This is a genomic window from Candidatus Tisiphia endosymbiont of Stenodema calcarata, from assembly GCF_964030695.1.
Taxonomy (GTDB): Bacteria; Pseudomonadota; Alphaproteobacteria; order Rickettsiales; family Rickettsiaceae; genus Tisiphia.
This window is the reverse complement of record NZ_OZ034911.1, coordinates 1,150,166-1,175,242: the sequence shown is the minus strand read 5'-3', so window position 1 is coordinate 1,175,242 and position 25,077 is coordinate 1,150,166. Positions and strand designations below refer to the sequence as shown.

The 25,077-nt window shown below is 33.2% G+C and carries 20 protein-coding genes and 1 pseudogene; 17 read left to right on the top strand and 4 right to left on the bottom strand.

Features of this window, described 5'->3' with window-relative positions; translation table 11 throughout:
• Positions 1–39 precede the first annotated feature (39 nt).
• The 12 genes from ACQH1W_RS05470 (at position 40) to ACQH1W_RS05415 (ending at position 15,109) form a co-directional block, all read left to right on the top strand.
• A complete protein-coding gene (locus ACQH1W_RS05470; RefSeq protein ID WP_341763435.1) occupies positions 40–678 on the top strand; it encodes an adenylate kinase in 639 nt (212 codons plus the stop codon).
• Positions 679–739: 61 nt separating this feature from the next.
• Complete coding sequence (gene rpsM, locus ACQH1W_RS05465) at positions 740–1,117, top strand: 30S ribosomal protein S13 (protein WP_341761524.1); 378 nt, start codon at positions 740–742, stop codon at positions 1,115–1,117.
• A 12-nt stretch (positions 1,118–1,129) separates the two neighbouring features.
• Positions 1,130–1,516: a 30S ribosomal protein S11 gene (gene rpsK, locus ACQH1W_RS05460; RefSeq protein ID WP_341763434.1), complete on the top strand. Its 387-nt coding sequence runs from the start codon at positions 1,130–1,132 to the stop codon at positions 1,514–1,516.
• A 15-nt stretch (positions 1,517–1,531) separates the two neighbouring features.
• A complete protein-coding gene (locus tag ACQH1W_RS05455; protein ID WP_341762581.1) occupies positions 1,532–2,551 on the top strand; it encodes a DNA-directed RNA polymerase subunit alpha in 1,020 nt (339 codons plus the stop codon).
• 270 nt (positions 2,552–2,821) lie between these two features.
• Positions 2,822–3,241, top strand: coding sequence for a 50S ribosomal protein L17 (gene rplQ, locus ACQH1W_RS05450; RefSeq protein ID WP_341761522.1), 420 nt, complete (start codon positions 2,822–2,824; stop codon positions 3,239–3,241).
• 24 nt (positions 3,242–3,265) lie between these two features.
• Positions 3,266–3,529, top strand: coding sequence for a 30S ribosomal protein S20 (gene rpsT, locus ACQH1W_RS05445; protein WP_341761521.1), 264 nt, complete (start codon positions 3,266–3,268; stop codon positions 3,527–3,529).
• A gap of 341 nt (positions 3,530–3,870) precedes the next feature.
• A complete protein-coding gene (locus ACQH1W_RS05440) occupies positions 3,871–4,086 on the top strand; it encodes a palindromic element RPE1 domain-containing protein (RefSeq protein ID WP_375332795.1) in 216 nt (71 codons plus the stop codon).
• Positions 4,087–4,118: 32 nt separating this feature from the next.
• Entirely contained in the window at positions 4,119–4,925 is an 807-nt protein-coding gene (locus ACQH1W_RS05435) for a glycosyltransferase family 2 protein (RefSeq protein ID WP_341762579.1), read from the top strand.
• 517 nt (positions 4,926–5,442) lie between these two features.
• Positions 5,443–5,994 (top strand): biotin/lipoyl-binding protein, encoded by a 552-nt coding sequence (locus ACQH1W_RS05430; protein WP_425360983.1) that lies wholly within the window; start codon positions 5,443–5,445, stop codon positions 5,992–5,994.
• Positions 5,995–6,023: 29 nt separating this feature from the next.
• A complete protein-coding gene (locus ACQH1W_RS05425) occupies positions 6,024–6,572 on the top strand; it encodes an efflux RND transporter periplasmic adaptor subunit (RefSeq protein WP_425360982.1) in 549 nt (182 codons plus the stop codon).
• A gap of 122 nt (positions 6,573–6,694) precedes the next feature.
• Entirely contained in the window at positions 6,695–12,085 is a 5,391-nt protein-coding gene (locus ACQH1W_RS05420) for a hypothetical protein (protein WP_425360981.1), read from the top strand.
• Between the two features lie 15 nt (positions 12,086–12,100).
• A complete protein-coding gene (locus tag ACQH1W_RS05415; RefSeq protein WP_425360980.1) occupies positions 12,101–15,109 on the top strand; it encodes an efflux RND transporter permease subunit in 3,009 nt (1,002 codons plus the stop codon).
• Positions 15,110–15,251: 142 nt separating this feature from the next.
• Here the strand turns inward: ACQH1W_RS05415 and cydB are convergent, their stop codons facing one another.
• Both cydB and ACQH1W_RS05405 read right to left on the bottom strand, forming a co-directional pair.
• Positions 15,252–16,271, bottom strand: a complete 1,020-nt coding sequence (gene cydB / locus ACQH1W_RS05410; RefSeq protein ID WP_342278262.1) for a cytochrome d ubiquinol oxidase subunit II — start codon at positions 16,269–16,271, stop codon at positions 15,252–15,254.
• 8 nt (positions 16,272–16,279) lie between these two features.
• A complete protein-coding gene (locus tag ACQH1W_RS05405) occupies positions 16,280–17,734 on the bottom strand; it encodes a cytochrome ubiquinol oxidase subunit I (protein WP_341762575.1) in 1,455 nt (484 codons plus the stop codon).
• A 548-nt stretch (positions 17,735–18,282) separates the two neighbouring features.
• Here ACQH1W_RS05405 and ACQH1W_RS05400 point away from each other — a divergent pair.
• Complete coding sequence (locus ACQH1W_RS05400; RefSeq protein ID WP_375332798.1) at positions 18,283–18,924, top strand: ankyrin repeat domain-containing protein; 642 nt, start codon at positions 18,283–18,285, stop codon at positions 18,922–18,924.
• A gap of 406 nt (positions 18,925–19,330) precedes the next feature.
• Positions 19,331–19,744, top strand: coding sequence for a helix-turn-helix domain-containing protein (locus ACQH1W_RS05395; RefSeq protein ID WP_341761512.1), 414 nt, complete (start codon positions 19,331–19,333; stop codon positions 19,742–19,744).
• A gap of 203 nt (positions 19,745–19,947) precedes the next feature.
• Here ACQH1W_RS05395 and ACQH1W_RS05390 read toward each other — a convergent pair whose 3' ends face one another.
• Positions 19,948–20,469 (bottom strand): helix-turn-helix domain-containing protein, encoded by a 522-nt coding sequence (locus ACQH1W_RS05390; RefSeq protein WP_375332799.1) that lies wholly within the window; start codon positions 20,467–20,469, stop codon positions 19,948–19,950.
• A gap of 487 nt (positions 20,470–20,956) precedes the next feature.
• On the opposite strand from ACQH1W_RS05390, the gene ACQH1W_RS05385 reads away from it, so the two are divergent.
• The 3 genes and pseudogenes from ACQH1W_RS05385 to ACQH1W_RS05375 all read left to right on the top strand — a co-directional run bounded on the left by ACQH1W_RS05385 (position 20,957) and on the right by ACQH1W_RS05375 (position 22,845).
• On the top strand, positions 20,957–21,295 hold the full coding sequence (locus ACQH1W_RS05385; RefSeq protein ID WP_341761510.1) for a hypothetical protein: 339 nt from the start codon (positions 20,957–20,959) through the stop codon (positions 21,293–21,295).
• A 377-nt stretch (positions 21,296–21,672) separates the two neighbouring features.
• Positions 21,673–22,029 (top strand): annotated as a pseudogene (locus ACQH1W_RS05380) (AAA family ATPase); the annotation flags it as partial.
• Positions 22,030–22,269: 240 nt separating this feature from the next.
• On the top strand, positions 22,270–22,845 hold the full coding sequence (locus ACQH1W_RS05375; protein ID WP_425361207.1) for an ATP-binding protein: 576 nt from the start codon (positions 22,270–22,272) through the stop codon (positions 22,843–22,845).
• Positions 22,846–22,847: 2 nt separating this feature from the next.
• On the opposite strand, the gene ACQH1W_RS05370 is transcribed toward ACQH1W_RS05375, so the two are convergent.
• A complete protein-coding gene (locus ACQH1W_RS05370) occupies positions 22,848–25,070 on the bottom strand; it encodes a DNA translocase FtsK (protein WP_375332800.1) in 2,223 nt (740 codons plus the stop codon).
• Between the last annotated feature and the right edge of the window lie 7 nt (positions 25,071–25,077).

The following is a 25,077-nucleotide window of genomic DNA, read 5'->3' as shown; positions in this document are numbered from 1 at the left end:
TAGTGGAGGGTATATGTTATGTTTAAAGAAGAGTTTCAAATGATTATAGTGCTTATAGGGTCTCCTGGTTCAGGGAAGGGAACTCAAGGGCAGTTATTGGCAAGAAAGTTAAATTTACCTCATGTGTCTACTGGCGATATATTCAGACAAATGGTAAAGGTTAATAACAAGGATGGTTTGTTAATTAAAGAGTATATGGCACAAGGAAAACTTGTCCCTCCTAAATTGGTGAATAATGTAGTTAAGGAGTTTTTAACTCAGGATATATATAAAAACGGTTATGTTCTAGATGGTTATCCTCGTAATTTAGAGCAAGCTAATTTTTTAAGAATGTTTGCTAATCAAAAGATTAAAGTTGTGTTTTTTGACATAGACGATCAAGTGATTATCAAGAGGATTTTAGGTAGGTTTAATTGTGAGAATTGTGGACAAATTTATAATAGTTATTTCATTAAACCTAAGGTTGATAATGTCTGTGATGTTTGTGGGTCAGATAAGTTTATGCACAGACAAGATGATGATGAACAGACTATTAAGCAAAGAATAGAAGAATATAAAATAGAAACTTATCCGTTACTTCACTATTATAGAGATAATAGTGAATTCTATGTTGTTGATGCAAATAAGGATAAAGAAGAAGTAGAGCTTGTTTTATATAAAGTATTAAAAATGATTTGACTTTAAGGGATATTTTTATATTATTCCCTTTTGGTTATTATCGAAATTTTGGAGATTATTTGTGGCAAGAATAGCGAGTGTTAATATTCCAGCAAACAAAAGATTAGTAGTGAGCTTAACATATATTTATGGGCTTGGTTTTTCTGCTGCAGAAGAGATTTGTCAAAAAACTGGAATATCTGCAAGTAAAAGGGTCAAAGACTTAACAGATCAAGAACTTATTATTTTACGTAATATTATTGAAAAAGAATATAAAGTAGAAGGTGATTTAAGAAGAGAAGTGAATCTTAATATCAAGAAGAAAAAGGATATTAGAAGTTACCAAGGTCTTAGACATATAAGAAAGTTGCCTGTTCGAGGTCAGAATACTCATTCTAATGCTCGAACAAGAAAAGGTAAAGCTGTTGCGATTGCCGGTAAGAAAAAAGTTACAAAGTAATATGGTATAATGATGAGTCAGGCTAATACTAAGGTCAAGAAAAAAAGAAAAAATATTACTCTTGGCGTTGTTCATATAAAGACAACTTTTAATAATACTATTGTTACTTTTACGGATGTACAAGGTAATGCTATAGCTTTTTCAACAGCAGGTACACATGGTTTTAAGGGGGCTAGAAAAGCTACGCCTTATGCTGCTCAAATAACTGTTGATAAAGCCTCAGAAGTTGCAAAAGAACACGGTCTGAAAACTGTTTCAATTAGAGTGCAAGGTGCAGGATCTCAAAGGGAATCGGCTATGCGTGCGGTATTTAGTCAAAATTTTATAGTTACGTCAGTTTTAGATGTTTCGTCTGTTGCACATAACGGTGTTAGAGCACCAAAAAGAAGAAGAGTATAGGGGCATAGGTAAATAATGTTATCATTAAATAAAAACTGGAGTGCATTAATAAAACCTTCTAAGATAGTTTATGACAGTCCTGATAAGAGTAGTAATATAGTAAAAATTGTGGTTGAACCTTTAGAGAGAGGCTTTGGTTTAACAATAGGTAATGCTATGAGGAGAATTCTACTCTCATCTCTTCAGGGTGCTGCAATAACATCAATAAAGATACTAGGGGTGGTGCATGAATTTTCTGCTATACCTGGGGTTAAGGAAGATTTAGTTGATGTAGTTTTGAATCTTAAGTCTGTGGTCATTAAGATGCATTCTTCAGAAAGAAAGATTGTCAGATTAAGTGCTACTGGTCCTTGCGTTGTAACTGCTGGGATGATTGGAACAGGGCATGATGTGGAGGTACTAACCCCTAATCATGTGATTTGTACTTTGGCAAAAGGGGCTCAGCTTGAAATGGAATTAGTGTGTGAGACGGGAAAAGGGTATGTTCCCGCTGCAAGCAGCGTTGGTTCGGAATTAGCTATTGGCGTTATCCCAATAGATGCGTTATTCAGTCCTGTAAGAAAGGTTACCTATAAAGTTGATAATACACGTGTTGGTCAAGTTACAGATTATGACAAATTGATTATGACCGTTGAAACTAATGGTAGTATTTCTCCGGAGATGTCTATAGCACTTGCTGCTAGAATTTTGCAAGATCAGTTGCAATTATTTATTACATTTGAAGAACAAACAGAAGATAAACAGGATAAGTTAGAAGAATTAGCATTTAATCCAGCGTTGTTGAAGAAAGTTGAGGAATTAGAATTATCTGTTAGATCTCAGAATTGTTTAAAGAATGAAAATATAATTTATATAGGCGATCTTGTTATCAAAACAGAAACAGAAATGCTTAGAACTCAAAACTTTGGTAGAAAGTCTCTTAATGAGATTAAGGATATATTATCAGGCTTTGGTTTAAAATTTGGTATGGACATACCAGGATGGCCTCCAGAAAATATTCAGGAGCTATCTAAGCGTTATGAAGATCCATATTAATAAAACCTGAATTAGATGTAACAAGTTATATCTAATTCAGGGATACATATAGAAACAATCAGGTTTGAAGCGATTCTTTACCTGCATTGTTAAGTATTAATTTGCTAATAATTTTATTTTTATACGATATAAAAATAAGATTATTAGCGGTAATAGATTAAAATGCATTCGTAGAATCGCTTCAAGAATGCATTTTTCCTTATAACAAGCCAATTCGATATAAGAATTAACAATTCTTATATCGAATTGAGGTTAATAAAAGGTAACAACATGCGACATAAAATTAAGGGTAGAAAGCTTAATAGAACAAGTAGTCATAGACAGGCGATGTTTGCTAATATGGCCGCTGCACTTGTGATGAATGAGCAAATAAAAACAACTTTACCTAAGGCTAAAGAGCTTAGACCATATATTGAAGTGCTGGTAACTAAGGCCAAGAAATCTGATTTAGCGACTAGAAGAATGGTGCTTGCTAAAATCAAAGATAAAGTTGCTACTGAAAAACTTATTAGTGTTTTAGGCAAAAGATATAGTGAACGTCCAGGTGGTTATACTAGGATAATAAAGGCTGGTTTTCGTTATGGGGATATGGCATCAGTAGCTTATATTGAGTTCGTTGATAGAGATGTAAATAGTAAAGGCTGTATGACCCCAAAAGCAGAAAGTCATAACCATGAAGAACAAAACTAATGAATCTGTAGGAAAATAATAAATATGGCTAATCATTCATCAGCAAAAAAGGCAATAAGACAAACAATAAAAAAAACTTTAATAAATAAGAATAGGTCAAGTAGAATTAAAACTTACATAAAAAAAGTTTTGCAAGAAGTAACGCATGGCTCGAAAGAATCAGCTAAATTAGCTTTGACTGTTGCACAATCTGAAATAATGAAAGGTGTAACAAAAAACATTATCAAATTAAATACAGCCTCACGTAAAATCAGTAGATTATCTCAAAAAATTAAAAATATGAATTAGCTTCTAGCTTCTTGTGTATGCCTTCTGTGTAACCTCAGTTTGATGAAAGACAGTTTAATAGCCTAGGGTGTATTATCCCTGCCTTATTACTATTACCCACATCTCTAGATTTGTGGGACGTCGTATATGACGTCAGTAGGTTCAAATATACGACTTTTAAAAGATGTAGGTAATAGTAGGTATGCAAGCGAGGATTCGAGAACAAAAAGAAGTGTTCACGAATTGATTCCTTTTGGTAGTTTTGTTGTCAAAATTTGCTTTCGTTCCTCATGGACATATATGTACTGCTTGTGGTTACTTGGCTATTTTTTTACTCAGAAATTCCTCAATAATTATTCAATTTGTGGGTACTCCCTAAAAATAATAGACTTCTTTCGAAACTCGCTTATGCGCAAGGGTGTGAAGGAGACGCGGAACCTCGACCCGCAGCGTACTCTAATGTACGTGAGGATTCGAGTACAGACGTCGCGTACAAATCACCAGCAGAAGTAGAGTTTCGAAAGAAGTCTAATGAACATATAGACTATAGAAATGAAACCTTTACAGAAGCTAGATAGAAAATGTATGCAAGGATATAGTTGAGAGGGATATGCTAAATATTTCAGCCTTTATTATCACAAAAAACGAAGCTACTAGGATTGCAAGAGCTATCAACAGTGTTAAGGACATTGTCGAGGAGGTTATTGTTGTTGATAGTGGGAGTACTGATGATACAGTACAAATTGCTAGAAATTTAGGAGTCAAAGTGATTTCTAACGGATGGAATGGATATGTTAAACAAAAGACTTTTGGTAAAAATTTATGTCAGAATGATTGGATATTAAATATTGATGCTGATGAAGAATTGTCAAAAGAATTACAGGATGAAATAGAGTTTATATTTGCTTCAAATAATCAAGATAACTATTTAGCCTATCGCACTAAAATTGTCACATTGCACCGTAATGATGATAAGATTCGCTGCTTTGCTCCTTATAATAAATGCATCAGATTGTATAATCGTAAATATAGTAGTTTTTCTGATAATAATATTACTACCCATGATTCGGTGTTATTTAATCTAAATATTAGTTTACAAAACAAAATCTATGATTTAAATGGTATAATTTATCGCAGGCTTGGCACGTCAATTGAACAACTGGTAGCTAAAGCAAATTGCTATTCCTCTGAGCAAGCAGAAAACTTAGTTAAACTAGGTAGGAGTCCATCAAAAACAAGAATTGTTACAGAAACTATGTTTTATTTTTTTAAATCATTTTTTATAAGACGATATTGGGTGTTTGGTCTTGATGGTTTTGTTGACTCTATGATTTTTGCTTTTGCACGGTTTATAAGACTTGCTAAAGCAAGAGAGTTGTTAAATAATAAAAAAGACGATAACAACATAGAAGCGTAGATTACATAATAGCCTACAATTTTTGTAAGGTTTAGTAGCAAGCTCAGCATATAGACATAAATACAGGGCAGTTTAAAAGTCGTTACCAGTGGGTGGTATAAATTATTTAGCTGCTATCGATGTCATCCCAGCCTCGGTACGGGAAAGAAATGTTCTGAGGGGGTGTTTATAGATTGTAGACCCTTGTTTTTGCAGGGGGTGACATCAATTCTATTACTATGACTCAAACATTTCTAGATTAGCTATAATGTATATAAGGCTACACGCTAGTTATGGTTGAAACATTTCCATGTTAGCTACATTACTACTTTCTGTAAACAAAATTAAAAAATTTTAAAATAATTACTTGCATAAAATAAAATTTTACTGTATATGTGACTAGAAAACAATAAAACCGTTTGTTACGGTTCTTTTGTTATCAGAAATTATACTCAAATGATTTGAGTATAATCGAGGTTGAAAATGAATAGATTAAAGAGAAGATTAGCAATCTAATCAAAAATATGGTAAAATTCAAATGACCCTAGGGAAGATATTAATAAGTCGAAGATCCTATATATATGGACTATTATTTGTTGCAGTATCGATTGTTGTAGTGATAGTTTCTATCAAAAAAGTAGTCAGTAGACAAGCCCCAACACAGCAAGTGGACAATCAAGCTGTCGTAATTCCTGTAGAAGTGGTTAAGGCTCAATATTCAGAGGAGACAAATGATATATTGGTTACAACAGGTAAAACCTTAGCCTATGAAACACATGCAGTTAAAGTCAATACAACAGGAAGAATTAAAGAACTTGACTTGCCTATAGGTAGTTATGTTAAAAAAGGTGATATTTTAGCGGTATTAGATACCACGCAAATTGACTATCTGATTGAACTAGCAAATGAAGAGTATCGTCTTAAAGAGAAAAAAGCTAATGCGATGAAGCAGTTATTGGATAAGAACCTCATTAGATATACAGAGTATGTGAACCATAACATAGAATACCTTGATGCTAAACAAAAATATTATACATTACTTGATGAAAAAATGATGAAAAAACCAATCATTATGTTGTTGCACCATTAAGTGGAATTGTTGAACGAAAACTTGTTACTGTGGGGGAGCTTGTTACACAAAAGGATAAAATAGTCGTTCTTTATGATATTCATATTATCAAGGTTGCGTTTGGTCTTGATGAAAGCGACTATCAAAAATTTAAAAGTTCGGGAGGAAGTTATGTCAACATCTATATTCCCGCTTTAAACTTAGCCCTTAAACTAAGTGATTTTAAAACTTCAGAAATTGCCCAAGATAAGAATCACTCAGTCTATATTGAGGCATTTATTCCAAATGATGATAATTCAATCATGCCGGGCTTATTTGTTAACGTAAATGTTATTTTCAATGGCAACAAGCAACGGATAAAATTGCCAAACTCAGCTGTTTTTTTTGACTCTTATTACTATGTCTATGTTATTGAGAATAATACAGCTAAAAAAGTAAGGATTGAAATAGGTGATAGTGATAGCCAAAGTGTAGAGGTAGTTAGTGGCATCAAACCCAATGACCAAGTGGTTATTTCAGGCAAGAAGGGATTGCATGACGAAGCCAAGGTTTTGATTGAAGATGAGACAACTCACTCAACAATACGAAATAGACCATAACTTATTGACGTACCGGAATCGAAACTTGACAAATTATAATAATAGTTTGGTAAATCGAGGATATTTCAATTTAATTTACAATATATTAATACTTTTTTTCATTGTTGGAGAAATAAATATAAATGAGTAAAAAAATTCAAAAACTATACTTTTTTATGATACTGTTATTCTGTAGTTCTGTTAATGCTCTTGAGAATAATGATGATAACATAGCTAAACTTAAGCGGGAATTAATCATTCAAGCAGATATTATAAAGAAAGAAAGCACTAAGGCACGTGAGCTTCAGGAAGAGTTGAAGAAAATAGAGCAAGAACTGGAGGAATCTCAAAATCTTAGTGGTGGTAATACCTCAAATAACTCAAATTCTTCATCAAATACAGGGCAAAGAACTACAGGAAGCAATAATGTTGCTCCAGAACAGTATATTGGTAGTAATAATCGTAATACTCAAGATAATGCAAGTTCTCAAATAAATTCTAAACTATCTGTAAATGATGACAAAAATCTTGATATTGTAAAAGTTCCAAATATTGCTGATTCTGTGCAGAAAACTAGTCAATCACAAACTAATCCATCACAAAGTGATATAACTGGAAATTCGAACCAACAAGAAATAATGTTAGGTGATAAGAAGCAATCGAATAGTCAAATTAATCAATTGGACTCAGATGGTGAACCGCTGGAAACACGTGAAAATATTTTGAAATTTGAACTATTGCAGAGTGATATTGAAAAAGCTGAAGCAAAATTAAATGATTTGAATAATGCTTATATGGAGAAAAAATTAGCATTTGAAGAACTAGAGCAATTACAATCACAATTACCTAAACAACTAGAGATAAAAGATAATTCATTAAATCAGCTGCAAAATCAAGAAGCTCAAAAAAATGTGGCTGCTTTACAGGGTGATTTGCAGTTAGAGAAAGGGGTTGTTAAGGAAGAGTTAAAGACTCAGTTAGAAGAGACAGAAAAAAATACAAAAAATCAGCTGACAGCACTTAGTGCAGCAAAAGATTTAGGATATAATAAGTTGAATACAGATTTCCAATCTAAGTTGAATAAAGATAAAAAAGATCATGAACTAGTTCAGCAAGAATTAGTAAAAAAGGAGAAAGAAAATGAGGATTTGCAAAAGCAGATAACAACCTTAGGTAAAGATAAGGATGGCTTGGAGAAGGGTTTAGTAGATGCTAGAAATAAGGCAGCAGCTTTGACTAAAGAGAAACAGGAAAAAGATAACGAATTAAAAGGGATAAAGGATGAGTTGGCTAAAACGATAGCAGCTCACGCATTAGACAAACAAGCCTTAGAGGATGGTAATAAGGAGTTGGAAAAAAACTTAGCAGATGCTAGAAAAAATGCAGAAGATTTGATTACAGCAAACGATAAAGCATTAGACGAGAAGGGTAAGTTAGCTGAAGTACTTGCGGCTCAGCAAGATACGTTAGCAAAGAATCAACAGGAACTGCTAGGTTTGAATCAAGAAAGAGAGAAGATAGCTAAAGAGCTAAAAAATTTGACTGAAGCTCAAGCAAAGAAAGAGCAGGAATTTGCAGCACAAATAGCAGCTTTGACTAAAGAGAAACAGCAGCAAGATACGGAATTACAAAAGGTACAAGCTAAGTTAGATGCAGAGGTTGAAGATCATAAAGCAAAAGAGCAAAAATTAAAAGAAGCAAATGATAAGGTCGCTAAAGATCTAGCAGATTTGACTAAAGTACAACAGGAAAAAGATAACGAATTAAAAGGGATAAAGGATGAGTTGGCTGAAACGATAGCAGCTCACGCATTAGACAAACAAAACTTAGAGAAAGAGAATAAGTTAGTGGTGGAGAGGTTTGCAAAGGCAGAAAATGAGATAGCAACTTTGATGGAACAAAAAGATGAAGTGGCTAAAGTTAAGAAGCAGTTGGAGAATAGTTTACAAGTTGCTAATAATGAAAAAGATGCTATTCAAGCTAAATTTGATAAAGCAGAAGAATTAGAAAGGTTGGCACAGGTTGAGATAACAAAGAATCAACAGGCATTAGAATTAGCTCAGCAAGCATTAATAGAAAAGGAGAATAAATTCAAGGAAGAAAGTGGTAAGTCTCTAAATTTGCAAGGGAATATAACAGCTTTAAAAGATCAGATGGAAGCTTTGGCTAAAGAAAAACAGGAAAATGAGCAGAGAATAGGGGGGTTGATTGAAGAGTGGAAAGTAAGAGAGCAAGAATTTGAAGTAGCAAATGAGAAGGTCGCTAAAGAGGTAGCAGCTTTGACTAAAGAAACTGTTGCTTTGAATGCCACTTTGACTGAAGCTCAAAAGGCAAGAGAGCAGGCAGCTGAAGATCTAAAAGAACAACAGCAGAAAGTAACAGCTTTGAATCAAGATCTAGCAGAAAGAGAGCAAAGAATAACAGATTTGAATGCAAAACAAGATGAGATGGTTAAAGATCTAGAAGAAAAAAAGCAGGAGAATGAAGCAAAAATGGCAGCTTTGACTAAAGCTCAGGAAGAAAATGGACAGTTACAAGCAAGTAAGACAGAGTTAGAAAAGAATTTAGCGGCTTTGAAGCAAGATCATGAAGAGAGGGCTAAGCAAATGGCAACTTTGGATAAAGAAAAACAGGCAAAAGAGAAGGCAGTTAAAGAGCTAGCAGCTTTGACTCAACAAGCAAAGGATGCACAGGCTGAAATAGTAAATAAGCAACAAGAATTAGAAATAGGGAAGAGCAAATTTAAGGAAGAAAGTAAGAACCTACAAGAAAAGATGGCAGCCTTAGAGAAAGCTAAGAAGCAGTTGGAGAATAGTTTACAAGTTGCTAATAATGAAAAATATGCTATTCAAGATGAATTTGCTAAAGCACAAGAATCAGAAAGGTTGGCACAGGCTGAGATAGCAAAGAACCAACAGGCATTAGAGTCAGTTCAAAAAGAATTAGTAGAAAAGGAGAATAAATTTAAGGAAGAAAGTGAGAGGTTTGCAAAGGCAGAAAATGAGATAGCAACTTTGATGGAACAAAAAGATGAAGTGGCTAAAGTTAAGAAGCAGTTGGAGAATAGTTTACAAGTTGCTAATAATGAAAAAGATGCTATTCAAGCTAAATTTGATAAAGCAGAAGAATTAGAAAGGTTGGCACAGGTTGAGATAACAAAGAATCAACAGGTATTAGAATTAGCTCAGCAAGAATTAGTAGAAAAGGAGAAGGAAAATGAGAGTTTGCAAGAGCAGATAACAACCTTAGGTAAAGATAAGGATGGCTTGGGGGTGGATTTAGTAGATGCTAGAAATAAGGCAGAAGCTTTGACTAAAGAAACTGTTGCTTTGAATGCCACTTTGACTGAAACTCAAAAGGCAAGAGAGCAGGCAGCTGAGGATCTAAAAGAACAACAGCAGAAAGTAACAGCTTTGACTCAAGCTCAGACAGGAAAAGATAAGCAAATAGAAGATTTGACTAAAGCAAAGGATGATGCATTAGTAGAGAAGGATAAGTTGGCTAAAGAAAAGGATGATGCATTAGCAGAACAGGCTAAGTTGGTTGAAGATGTTAAAGCTCAGGCAGAAAAAATGGTAGCTTTGAATCAAGCAAAAGATGAGGCATTAAAAGACAAGGCTAAGTTGGATGAAGAGGTTAAAGTTCATGAAAAACAAATTGAGGATTTGAATGCAAAACAAGATGAGATGGTTAAAGCTCATGAAGCAAGAGAGGAAGAATTTAAAGTAGTGCAGGAGCAGGCAGTTAAAGAGCTAGCAGAAACAAGGCAGGAAATTCAAGACCTAGAAGATGTACTTGAAGAAGAGGGAGAGATAGTTGAATCTCTAAAAGCTTTGACTAAAGATTATAAAGAACAAATTGAGGATTTGACTGAGGAAACCGCACGAGTAGCTAAAGAGTTGGTAGAGAAAGTTAATGAAGTTAAAGAACTAGCAGATGAGCTTGCAGAAAACGAAAAAGTAATTGAAGATTATGATGAACAAATAGGAAATTTGACAGCAAAAATAGCAGATTTGACTGAAGATTATGAAGAGCAAATTGCAGATTTGACTGAAAAAAAAGATCAGGTAGTTAAAGATTTAGAAGACAGAGACAAAACAATCGCAGATTTGAATGAAGATCATGCAGAGCGAATTGCAGCTTTGATCGCAGAAAACGATCAGGCAGTTAAAGATCGTGAAGAACAATTTGCAAATTTGGCTAAATTAAACGATGTGGTGCTTAAAGAGCTAGCAGAAAAAGAACAGGAATTAAAAATGCTACAGAATAAGTCGCCTTTGTCTAATAAAACATCTTCGGTTAATGGATCGAAAAAAACTGGAGCAAAGATAGGAAGAGCACAGCAATTACAGCAAGTTCAACAAAAACAGACGGAAGTACAGCGTCTTCAACGAGATGTTGAGAATAAATTAAGAGATCTTAATAAAAAGAAGGATGACCTAAAAAGAGAAGAGCCACAGGTTGCGGATCGAGAAAGGGTTCTTAGTGACAAGAAGGCCTCACTAAAAAAAGAAGAACCACAGGTTGCGGATCGAGAAAGGATTCTTAATAACAAGAAGGCCTCACTAAGAAAAGAAGAGCCAGAGGTTGCACAGCAAGCAAGATTGCTTGATAACAAGAAGGCCTCACTAAGAAAAGAAGAGCCAGAGGTTGCACAGCAAGCAAGACTGCTTGATAACAAGAAGGCCTCGCTAAGAAAAGAAGAGCCACAGGTTGCACAGCAAGCAAGACTGCTTGATAACAAGAAGGCCTCGCTAAGAAAAGAAGAGCCACAGGTTGCACAGCAAGCAAGACTGCTTGATAACAAGAAGGCCTCACTAAGAAAAGAAGAGCCACAGGTTGCACAGCAAGAAAGGGATATTGAGCAAAGGAAAGCTGCATTAAAAAAAGCAGGACTAAATGTTGGGAAGGTAGAAAAAGATGATAAGACAAACTTTAAGGGACAAGCTATGCCAGCGACTACGGTACATAGGCGTTCAGCAAATGCAAAACCAGCGAATCAAGAATTAGCTGCACTACAACAAAAGATTGCGACGTTAACGGAGACAAATAAACAACTGCTTCTTAATCCTAACAGTGCAAACAAAGCTGTAGCAGACAATACCATTAAGAGATATAGTAAGAGATCTCATAGGAGATCTCGTAATTCAAATAATTTAACAAAATCTCCTAATTCATTAGAGCAGAAAGTTGCTGCAACTAACCTACTAGAACAACAGAACAATAAAGCTCCAGTTGTAATCCCGAAAGCATCCACAACTGAGGGAGCGAGTCCAGTAAAAACAGTAAGAACTGGAGCTAGTAACGTATTAATAGAACGAGGACAGAATGATCCTCAACTTGCAGCCTCAAAGCGGCCTACAACTAAGGTAATCGATCCAGAAATAGTAAAAAAAGATACTGCTGTAACTAAACCTAAAATTGTAATTCCAGCTGTAACTAGAATACCAAACAATGCCACGCCACCCAAAATCCTGAACTCACTACCGAGGCAAATAGGGATGCCGAGCCGTACTACGAATATTAGGGATTAATATGAAAAAACTTTTATGATAAAAAAATTGTTGGAACATAGTAGCTTCTTTATTGTGATAAATATTGTGGTTGTGCTATTTGGTATATACTCATATTTGCAGCTGAAAATTCAACTTTTACCAAACATTCCTGTTTCAAATATTTACATTTCTATTGTTAACCCGAATGTAAAGCCGGACCTGATAGAGAAATATACTACCAAACCTTTTGAGGAAGTTTTTTCACACATTGATGGTCTTAAGTCGATTATTGCTATTAGTCAGTTAGGAGAGAGTAAAATAACTCTAAGCATTGCCAAAAAAGTTCCTATAGAACAAGCAATTAATCAAGTTAGAGATTTGATACTAAAAAATAAGGCTCTCCTGCCAGAGGGGGCTAAAGAGCCTATAATATCTACTGAAAGCTTTTCTGTTTTACCAATGATGTATATTGCGGTGAGTTCTAAGAACAATGTATCAGCTACTGCTGATTATATTGAGTTGATCAAAAAAAAGCTTAAATATGTTGATGGTGTAGCTAATACATCTAGTTTTGGTATGACTGAAAAAGTGATCAATATCGATATTGATCCTGAAAAGATTGCAAAATATTATATTCCGTTAGATAGTATTCTTGCTTCGTTAACACTACAAAACAGTGATTTCTCTGGTGGTAAGTTATCAAATCAATATAAAACAGAGTATATTTCTTTTGATACAGCAATTAATAAGTTGAGTGATTTTGGTGAAATCAATTTAGAAAGTAATAATGTTGCTATAAAATTAAAAAATATTGCCAGCATTACAATATCAGATAAAGAGCTACTCAGCCTTGCTTATTTTGGTATGGATAAAATTGTTTTATTAGGTATTTTTGCTAAGTCGGATGCAAATCCAATCGATGTATCAAAGAGTGTAAAACATTTCCTAGAACATTATGAAAAAGCCAATCCCCAATTTATCTTTCAGGTTATTATCGATGATAGCCAAGATATTTTACAAGCATTTCAAGAAGTAAGAAAAACTTTGCTTGAATCGGTCTTGTTGGTGTCAGTAATTGTTTTACTGCTAATGGGATCATTGCGATATTCAATTATCGCAATTTGTGCAATTCCAGTTTCGCTTGCAGCTTGTTTTGTTATGCTGTACTTATGTGGTTTTACACTCAATGCCATAACAATGTTGGCGATGGTACTGGCTATAGGGTTAGTAGTTGACGACTCTATTGTAGTGATTGAAAATGCTGAACATTATTATCGGAAGAATAAAGATGCTTTAACTAGTATATTGCAAGCAATTTATAGTCTTTTTTTATCTGTTTTAATATTGATGTTTACGCTAGTAGTAATATATGTCCCTATTTTGTTTATTAAAGGAGAAGTAGGAAAAATTTTGCAGGAATTTGCTTTGTCAGTAATTGCTTGTTTAGTGATGTCCTTTATCGTTGCATTTACCTTAACACCCATATTGTTTTTAAAACTAGCAAATAATACGCATGAAAGCAAATTTGTTCAAATTGTTAATAAGACATTGGATATGATTACATACAAATATCAGGAGTCTTTATTTCTTATTATACGCCATGCTAAAGTATTTTTATCCTTGGTGACTATCGTAGTAGCGTCTGGTACATATGTTGCAGTTAACAATATGAAAATAGAAATTGAGCCATTTGAAAAAAAAGATATGCTTATACTTACTAACACCTTTATGGTTAATACCAATTTAAGTTACATCCATCACTATATGGAGAAAATTACTAAAATAATCAAAGATAATGATAATATAAAATATACTCTGAGCATTGAAGAATCACCACGTTCAACAATTTGGTTGATATTAAAAGATAAAACTAAAGCGGTACAAACATTGCATGACATTGAAGCTAAACTAGCAAAAATAGCAGTGGGTGGAGATATTTCAGTGAAATTTGCTCAAGGGAAAAATGCTGGTTCAGCAAAGGGTAATGTTGAGTTAAGCTTTTATGTCAATAACCAATCATCCATGGAGAATACTTGGCAGGCTGTTCATTTTATACAGACTAACTCAAAAGATTTATTTACTAATGTTATAGCTATTGAGGCTTCACCTGTACAAGATTATAAAATTTGGTGTAATCAAGATAAGTTATTTAAATATGGTTTAAGTCAGAAAGATATATCAAGTACGTTAGACATTCTGTTTAATGCTAGGAAGATAGGGAGCTTTAAGCACTATGATAATAGCTATGATGTCATCGCTAAATCAGATCCTAAATTTGGCAAAACACTAAGTAATATACAAAATATGTTCATTACAACACAGAAAAATGGAGAAAACCTTATTCAGCTTAAGGATATATGTGATATTAATAGGGTGAATACCGTTAATCAAATTATGCGTTATAATGAGCAATATTCCATTGAAGTAATTGCCACTGCTAAACATGGTATTAAATTGCAGGATGCAGTTCATTTTATTAATCAGTTAAACAGCAAGTTACCAAATGATAGTGATATTAGCTATAGTGAGCAAACGCAAATACTTATTGATTCAACATCATCATTTACAGTACTAATTTTACTATCTGTACTTGGACTCTACTTATTAATGTTTGCACGTTTTAACGACTCAATTCTATCACTGTTTATTTTAGTTGGGGGAATTCCAGCCGCTTTAAGTGTAGCATTATTAAGCTTATATTTTTCTCAAGGGGGATTAAATATATATACGCAAATATCACTTATCACATTAGCAGGATTAATGACTAAGCATAGTGTGTTGTTATGTAGTGCAATGCATCAGAAGGGACAAAGAACTCTAAAAACAATAGTAACAGCGGCAACATCAAGAATCAGGGCAATTTTAATTACTTCTTTAGCTATGAGTATTGGTTTGTTGTCACTTTTCTTTGATAATGGCAACTATGCCAATAGTCGTTTTCAAATGGCTATAGTTTTGGTAACAGGGATTGTTGTTGGGTCGATATTAACACTTTATGTAACACCTTTGCTTTATGTTGGTTTTCATCAACTGTCGAAAGTTAGAAGAGCTAGGGAGCAGTAGTAAAAGCTATTAGTTTAATATATAAAAGATAGCTTTAATTATACAGGATAATGATAGCACAAATATTAACCCCACTAAGTATAATATTACAAACCAAAACCATTGTTTGGATTTTTGAGAAATAAAAATTTTTCTCAACTTACTAATACATAGGGTGATGAGTCGATTTTCCACGGAATATATAATAACAATAAGTTGTATAACCCAATATTATTGGTAAAAGTGTTGCCGCCCCTACCAACATTAGAGATTGTGATTCTGCTGCCGCTGCCGCTTGCCACAGAGATATTTGATATGGTACTATAAAAGGCCAAATACTTAAGATAAGCCCCAAATAGCCTAGAATAAAAAGTAAAACTGAGTAACAAAAAGGCTGAAATTCTTTATTCTTATAAAGAGTTGAAAGTAACCTAAATAATGTAAAAATAGTTAAAACGGGGATTAATGAGAGATATATAAAATTAGGCATACTAAACCAAAATATACGAATTCGCTCATTTAAAAACGGTATCCATAAACTTACTAAACCCATAAATAACATAACATATATTAACACGTATGATGCGGATTTACGAGCCCATATTTGGGTATTTTCGTCAGTCTTCATTATCAGCCAAGTAGCACCAAGAAGAGCGTAACCAAATACTAGAGCAATACCTGTCATGATAGAAAAAGGTGTTAGCCAATCAAAAGCATTGCCAACAAATATTCTGCCATCAATTTTAATTCCTTGTATAAAAGCTCCTAGCATAATTCCCTGAAATAATGCAGCGATGATAGAGCCAAAATGGAAAGAGTAATCCCATATGAAACAATATTTTAGAGAGGCTTTAAATCTAAATTCAAAAGCTACTCCGCGGAAGATTAATCCCAAAAGCATTACGGTAATTGGTATATAGAAGGCTGACATCAAAACTGAATAAGCTAGTGGGAATGCGGCAAATAACCCCCCACCACCTAAAACTAACCAAGTTTCATTACCGTCCCAAAATGGTACTACAGAGTTCATCATTTTATTGCGGCAATCTTGAGTAGGAGCAAATGGGAATAATATACCAATGCCTAGATCAAACCCATCTAATAATACATAAAGAAAGATTGCTGTGGCAATTATTCCACCCCAAACCAAAGGTAAATCTATATAGGGAGCAAAATTAAGCATGGTTGATATTATCCCTTACTGGTTGGATTTCCTAGTACTATAGTTGTATAGTCAATTGATGAGAATTTGGTGACGTCGTCACTCGTCGCTCGCCTATTATCTATAGGCTTCGCTCCATCGTTCCTAGCATCAAATCCTCCTGAATTGACTATAGTACTAGGTCCTTTTTTTATTAAAGTTATAATATAATAAATGCCTCCGCCAAATATAAAAGCATACACTATAACAAAAGCAATTAGTGAGGCAAAGATATATTGACCTAATACTGGTGAAGATACTTCAGATGTTCTGAGTATATTATATACTACATAAGGTTGCCTACCAACTTCTGTAACAAACCAACCTGCTAATATTGCTATAAAACCAGATGGAGTCATCAACATGCACCAATATTGAAACCATTTTGTATCAAATAATCTTTTACGTAAGTATAACACTAATGCAATAACCCCAGTAATTACCATTAATATACCGATTCCTACCATTACTCGGAAGGAAAAAAATACTATTAATACAGGAGGTCGATTTTCTTTTGGCCATTCTTTTAAACCTTTTACTTCTCCATCTAAGCTGTGTGTCAGTAATAAGCTAGCAACTTTTGGTATTTCTATAGTATATTTTGTCGTCTCTTCTTCTGATGAAGGCCAGCCAAAGAGTCTAAGGTCTGCTCCTTTCTCTGTGTCCCATATACCTTCTATAGCAGCAACTTTTGTCGGCTGATGTTTTAGAGTATTTAACCCATGTTGATCACCAATAAAAAGTTGTATAGGGGCAACAGCTACTGCCATCAACATTGCCATGCCAAACATGATTCTAGCATGGTTAACAAATTTTTTATGTAAAAGATAGCAGGCAGCAACACCACCAACTGCAAAAGCTGTAGTTAAATATGCTGCTACAATCATATGACAAAAACGATATGGAAATGAAGGATTAAAAATAATTTTCAACCAACTTACCGGGTATAAAATATTATCTGCTCGTACTTCATAACCAGTAGGAGTTTGCATCCAGCTATTAGCTGCAATAATCCAAAAAGCAGAGATAATTGTACCAACTGCCACGATTAAAGTGGCAGCGAAATGCATATTTTTACTGACTCTATTCCAGCCAAATAGCATAATTCCAAGGAAAGATGATTCCAAAAAGAATGCAGTAAGCACTTCAAAACCTAAAAGTGGTCCAAGTACATTACCTACCTTATCAGAGAAACCTGACCAATTCGTACCAAATTGATAAGACATAACAACGCCTGATACCACTCCCATACCAAAAGTAATAGCAAAAATCTTAATCCAAAATTTATATATTTCTTGATAAATATTATTACCAGTTTTAATCCATAACCCTTCTACGACAGCAAGCCAGCTAGCAAGACCAATGGTAAAGGACGGAAAAATTATATGAAAACTTATGGTAAAGGCAAATTGTATACGAGATAGTAGATTAGGATCGAATTCCATATTGTTACTTTGTGTCAAACCGCTTTAAGTCTGATTGTTTACACTCTCATTCCAATTTCGGATTAATTTCATTAATCCGAAATTGAGGTGATAAGAGACTTCTTTGATAAAAAATGCTATAGTCAATTTTATTTTCAAATGCTACCATACACTATTCGCACTAGATTGTCACGTTAAGTTAACCTCATTTTATGCGAATTCGGGATAAGAATTTATCAATTCTTATCCCAAATTCGGTGAAATTATGGAAACAATCAGATTTGAGACGGCTCTGCATCTGATTGTTAAATTAATATTGTGCTAAAATCATGTTTTTAGCTTTAGAAAGGTTTAAAATGCATTCGCGTTAGCCGCTTTAAGAATACATTTTTCCTTATATTAAAGCCAATTCGGAGTCACATTCGAGTATATAAACCTTTGATTCTATTTATTCAACTTAAAAATTTTTTAAATATTGCTTGCATGTAATGGAATTTTACTGTAGTATGACCACAAATATCCGTTTCAAACGGATATTTGTGATATAAAAACTAACTGGAGGAATAAATATGACGTTTGGAACAGTGTGTAAGCAAGTTGTTGCTAAAGTACGCTATGGTGGTTTAACTACTTTATTTGATAAAAATCCTTTATTTACAGCTGTAAAGACAGGTAATGTAAAATTAGTAAATCATTTAGTTACAAAAGGTAATGTAAATAATCAAGATAAAGACGGTAATACTGTACTACATTATGCAACAGAACATAAAAACAATCCTAATAGTACTAAGATCACTGAAATGTTATTAGAAATGGCAGCAGATCCAAATATAGCTAATAAGGACACTAATACACCATTAGACATTGCTTCTATAAATGGTAATTATCCAAATGTTTGTCTATTAGAAGCATATGGTGCTAGAATTAAAAAACCATATTTGTTTAAGGCACAGCTAGATAAGAATATACAGAAAGATATAAATGATTTTCGGGAATTATTGAACAAATCAATGGGTTTATCATCTGATGCTCATTTAAAAAAGATAAGTGGTATTGTAGAATCCTTATATGAAGCAACAAGTCATGACACTACGGATTATTCATTTAATAATAAATGTACTACTATATACCAAAATGTACTTGATCGTGGTATTGGTGCAGTGTCTGTTCCATTGTCAGGGGTAGATGATGGACTATCTTTTGATTCTTAATGAAACAAGTAGGCATACTCGATGAAAATCAAGAATTGCGTCGTCATTATCCAAGATCTGCGGTGCTCACGTACTATATGTACGCTCCGCTCCTCGACTTGGTAATTCCTAGCACTTCATGATTTTGATCTTCGTCTATCAACTCTTCATTTACGAGCAGTATATTAACCTTAATTCGATGTAAGACATCGGTTTAATAGCCTAGGGTGTGTCATCTCAGCTCCTTCGGATGTCACCCCTAATGGCATACTGAGCCTACTATTAATTTATATATAGACAAAAACAACAGCTAGAGCAGCAGGAACAATTAGAATTAACACGGAAAAAATAATGTAATTGGTATTTACTTTTTGATTATTATACCTTATATTTTAAAAATATTAATTTTATATACAAAGTATTACTTATGGCAAATTTACAGGCTAGACTTAATTCGTTAATGGCTCAAAAAAACATAAATGCTATAGATATAGAGAGGAAAACTGGACTAAGTAGAAATACTGTCTATAGCATTTTGTATGGTAGTTCAAAAAATCCTAGTGCTAATAATTTACAATTAATTGCAAAAGCCTTAGACATTAACTTGGAAGCTCTTGTTATTGATAATGAAATAAACCTCGAGATACTAACTGTTGATCAGATAAAAATTTTTAGCAAAGCTACTAGTGCAACAATTAATATATTAATTGAAAGAAACTTAAGTTTCTCATTGAGAAACCTTACAGCTCTAATAAAAGAAGTATATGAGTATGCTTTGAAGAAGCAGTCTGTTGATAATATATTTATAGATTGGATAATTGATAAATATCATAAACCTTAATTGTGTGGTTATAGACACGGTTACAAGATAATTGTCAGATGAATAAATTTATAGTGTACTCTTCTGATCCTACGAATTGTTTTTCGAATTGTTTTTTGAGAATATCATTGATTCGCATGCGTAACTATACTATATATACGCTACGCCTTCTCACCATTCATTTTCAAATCATTTGAGTATGCCTGTCAGCAGCAACTAAAAATTCAATCAGAAGATTTACCATTGTCAGTATCTTTAGTAGGGGCAATTCTACCAACCATTTCATCTAGTGATATTTCAAAATAATCTGCTAGGGCTACTACAATTTGACTATTTAAAGTTTTTTGTTCCCTATTACTATTAACAAAACTATGTAAAGAGTTATTACTAAAACCTATAGTCATGCTTAATTTATATAAGTTTAAATTTTGTTTCTTTACCTTATCAATCAAAAACTTCTTTATATTAGAAGTGATGTCACTTGATGTAATTTTATAAAATTCTAGACTTTCTATATTAGGTAAAGAAATATATTCATTTCTTCCTACAACTTCATCCATAGAACACTTAAAGTAGTCAGCAATTTTCAATATATTACTAATAGTTGGGTTAGCTTTCAGACATTGCATAATATTAGTTACAGTAGAATAAGGAATGCCACTTTGTTCAGCAAAATCTTTTCTTGTTAATTTTAATTCATCAAACTTTTTTTTGAGGAATTCTTGTATTTGGTGAACAAGAGCCATATACTCAGAACAATTAAAATTTAAATACTCCCACCATAGAAATATTTTTTCTTGACACCTCAAAATAACTATAATAAACTAGCAAAATAGAATGAGATTATTAAAAAAGAGATCAATGATTATTGATTAATTTTTTAAAGCAAAGAATATACTTTTCTAAATCTCAAACTAAAAAACCAATATAATACTTAAGCTCTACTCTTAAATAAAGCTCAAGTATTATATTGAATATTATAGTTAACTGGTAAGTACTTTCAAGTTCGCAAAATTTCTAAGTACTTACTAGTAGCATTAATCAAATAGCATCAACTGCTATTTAAATAATAACCTTTTTATTGAGGTATTACTGTGATCATATACAAATTTCTTAGCCAAATCAACCCCAAATCAACTTATTTCAACCTCATTTATTTTTACAATCCTAGTAATACCATAATTCTATAATGTAAATGATATCAATCTTAGAACAATACAATGGAAGTAGAATATGTATTACCCACTATTAGTCATTCTATTATTCAGCATAATCATAGGGCAGATATTGTTAATTCTGTTATCTGTCAGGTGGTTTAGTAATATCCAGCTAAGCTATAACAATATTATTAGCATCAGTAAAGACTTCCCCAATACCTACATCAAGGCAAAAGATGAAATAGCACTATTGCATAAAGAAATAATAGAGTTAATTACTCTAACTACTAAGAAAGAGCAAGGTATATTACATATGACGTTTCGTTTAGAAGAGATGCATATATGCATAGAAATGCTACTTAATGAATTTAGAGAGCTTACTAATACTACGTCACAGACCAAGGAGAAAAAATAATTCTTATAATAATTCTTATAATAATCCTTGTATGTTCAAGATTCATTCAAGTATATACCCCACAACTGTTGAAAGTTTACAAATAGCTATACCACAGCGTCATTGCGAGCGTAAGCGAAGCAATCTAGGAAACAATCTATAGATAAATGATGTTACTGGATTGCTTCGTCGGCCTTACATCCTCCTCGCAATGATGGCATGGACTCCGTCCAAACCCATCAATGGACTTCGTCCATATATGACGTATAGGGAAGCTGTATTTACTAACTTTCAACAGTTGTGGGGTATACCCTAACTCAATATATATAAAAATAAGAGACAAAAAGATATATTAGGAATATAATCTTCTAAATATCAGATTTATTAGGAATATATTCATGATTATCAAGAGATTTTTAAATTTAAAATTACCTGAGAAGCAATCTTGTTTTTTATGGGGGGCTCGTAAAACTGGCAAATCAACATATTTAAAAAAATGCTTTCCAAACGCTCTTTATATAGACTTACTGCAAGCAGATATATATCAAATTTATTTCCAATATCCGGAACGTTTAAGAGAAGAAATAAACGCACAAAATAAAGTATCTACTATCATTATCGATGAAGTACAAAAAGTACCTTTGCTTCTTGATGAAGTGCATCATTTAATAGAATCAAATAAGTTTTTGGCAAATAATTCTCTACAATTTATTCTTTGTGGATCAAGTGCAAGGCGATTAAAATCAACTGGAGCTAATTTACTTGGAGGTAGAGCTTGGAGATATATGTTTTTACCACTATGTTATCCTGAACTAAAAGAACTGAATTGGCATAAAATATGTAATCATGGGCTTATTCCAGACCATTATATAGCTTCGCAGAATATTCATAAATATTTAGCTTCGTATTTATATGATTATATTTTACCGGAAGTCCAGTTTGAGGCAAGTCTGAGGAAAAGAGAGGCTTTTGCTAGATTTTTAGAAATTATAGGAATTTCTAATGGTGAAATGATCAATTATAGTAATATTGCTCGGGATTGTGCAGTAGATGCAAAAACTGTTAGAACATATTTTGAAATATTAGAGGATATGTATCTTGGGTATCATTTATATCCTTATAGATCACGTACTAAACGACAAATTATTACAGAAACACCGAAATTCTATCTTTTTGATACTGCTCTTGTTAATTATTTAAGAAAATATGAGTATCAAGAAATGATAGGATTTGAAGCTGGTAAAGCTTTTGAACATTATGTGTTTCTAGAATTTATAGCATATAAATATCTAAATGATAAAAGAGATCAGTTATGTTATTGGCGTACGAAGGAAGGTTACGAGGTTGATTTTATCGTACAGGATAATGCATTTGAAGTTAAAATTTCCTCTTCTATACAAAAAAATCATTTAAAAGGACTTTTAGAATTTGCAAAAGAACATAATTTTAAATTACATGTTATTAGCTTAGAAAAAACAAAACGTGTAATCATATTAGAAAATAAAGAAATTACTATTTGGCCTATAAGAGAGTTTCTAGATATGTTATGGGGAAATAATATATGGCAGTGAACTTAATTTTCTGGCAATAATATTTCTCTCTTACCAGTATGGTTAGGAGGAGATATTACCCCATTTTGTTCCATTTTTTCAACAAGAGTAGCCGCTCTATTATAGCCAATTCGTAAACATCTTTGTATATAGCTAATTGATACTTTTCGTTCTAATTGTACGATTTGTACTGCTCTTTTATATAAAGTTTCATCACTGCTTGAATCATCTCCTAGACTTTCGCCATTTACTTCATCATCTAGTTGTTGGGTCACTGCTGAAATATATTCAGGTATTCCCGTGGATCTTAAATATTGGGTAACCTTCTCTACTTCTTTATCATCAACAAATGGACCATGAACCCTAGTAATCTTTGAAGAATTACCCATATAAAGCATATCTCCCATACCTAGTAACTGCTCAGACCCTTGTTCACCAAGAATAGTTCTACTATCAATCTTAGAGGTTACTTTAAAACTGATACGACTTGGGAAATTCGCTTTGATTACCCCAGTAATAACATCAACAGAAGGTCTTTGAGTTGCCATGATGATATGAATACCTGCTGCTCTTGCCATTTGAGCTAGACGCTGTATTGACAATTCAATATCTTTGCCAGCTACCAACATTAAATCAGCCATTTCATCAACAATTACTACAATGAATGGTAATTTCTCCATATTCATTTCAATTGTTTCATAGATAGGCTTACCAGTTTCCGGATCAAATCCTGTTTGAATAGTACGCTCTAATATTTTACCTGCCGATGTAGCTTCTGAAATTTTAGCATTATAACCTGCTATATTTCTTACCCCAATATTTGACATTGCCCTATAACGATTTTCCATCTCTTTTACCGCCCATTTGAGGGCTACCACTGCTTTGCTTGGCTCAGTAACCACTGGAGTTAGAAGATGTGGTATGCCATCATAGGTAGATAATTCAAGCATTTTGGGATCGATCATTATTAAACGGCATTCTTCCGGGGTATAGCGGTAAAGTAGGGAAATTATCATAGCGTTAATTGCCACTGATTTACCGGAACCTGTCGTACCAGCAACTAACAGATGGGGCATTTTTGCTAAATCTGCAACAAAAGGTTTACCAGCTAGATCCTTTCCTAAAATCAATGGTAGCATAATACTGCTATCTTGATATTCCGGTGTTTCGATTAATTCTCTTAGACAAAAGAATGCTCGTTGTTTATTTGGTAATTCAATACCTAAAACGTTTCTACCTGGTATTACGGCTATCCTAGTTGATATTGCCGATAAAGATCTAGCAATGTCATCTGATAAACCGATAATCCTAGAAGATTTAGTACCTGCAGCTGGCTCAAATTCATATAACGTTACCACTGGACCTTGGCTAATATTAATTACCTGACCTTTAACCCCAAAATCACCTAGAACAGTTAATAATGCTTGGGCATTATGTTGTAGTTCTGATGAAGTTTCTACTTTGATATTTTGGTTGTCAGCTTGTTTTAATAATTCGATAGGGGGCAAGTATGGTAATTCGCCATTTTCTTTTTTGAATGGAGATTGTTGTTTTGAAAAATGGGAGTGTATGTCATTATTTTTTTCTTGTAATGCATCTATTTTATGAGCATACGTTGCTTCTTCTTGATTAATAAAAGGTATCTTTTTTATCAAAACTTGTTTCGTTGACTTGGTATTTGTCGATATTGTAGGTAAAAGTATAAATTTTTTATAAGGTATTAGTTTGAATAATTTAATTATAGCGATCCCAAAAACTGAAAATTTTATTTCAGTCAATAAAAATAATAAAATAAATGTAGTAATAATTAAAGCATAATCGGCTCTAGCATCCAATTGCTTGATTATTGGATAAATAATAGTACCTGTTGTTCCACCTGCACCTGCCGGTAAATAATTAATTTTTATATTAGTGCAGACTATCGATAATGATATAATTGACAGCAGCATCACAATTATCCTGACGGTAGCCCATTTTTTCTTTAAACGCCATACACTCAGAGACCAAAAAATACAACAAATTGGTAAAATAAAGGACGCTATACCAAAAAATTGGTAAAAAATATCTGCCAAATAAGCACCGAAATGACCTAATAAATTGCTAGGATATTTGTCTGTGACAGAATTAAAGGAAGGATCATTTGGATTATAAGTCACTAGTAATAGAGCAGTAGAACAACCCACCAACATTAATAAAGCAGACTGCACTCTATGATTAGTAAAAATTTTGTTTATGTAATATAGCACAAAAGTT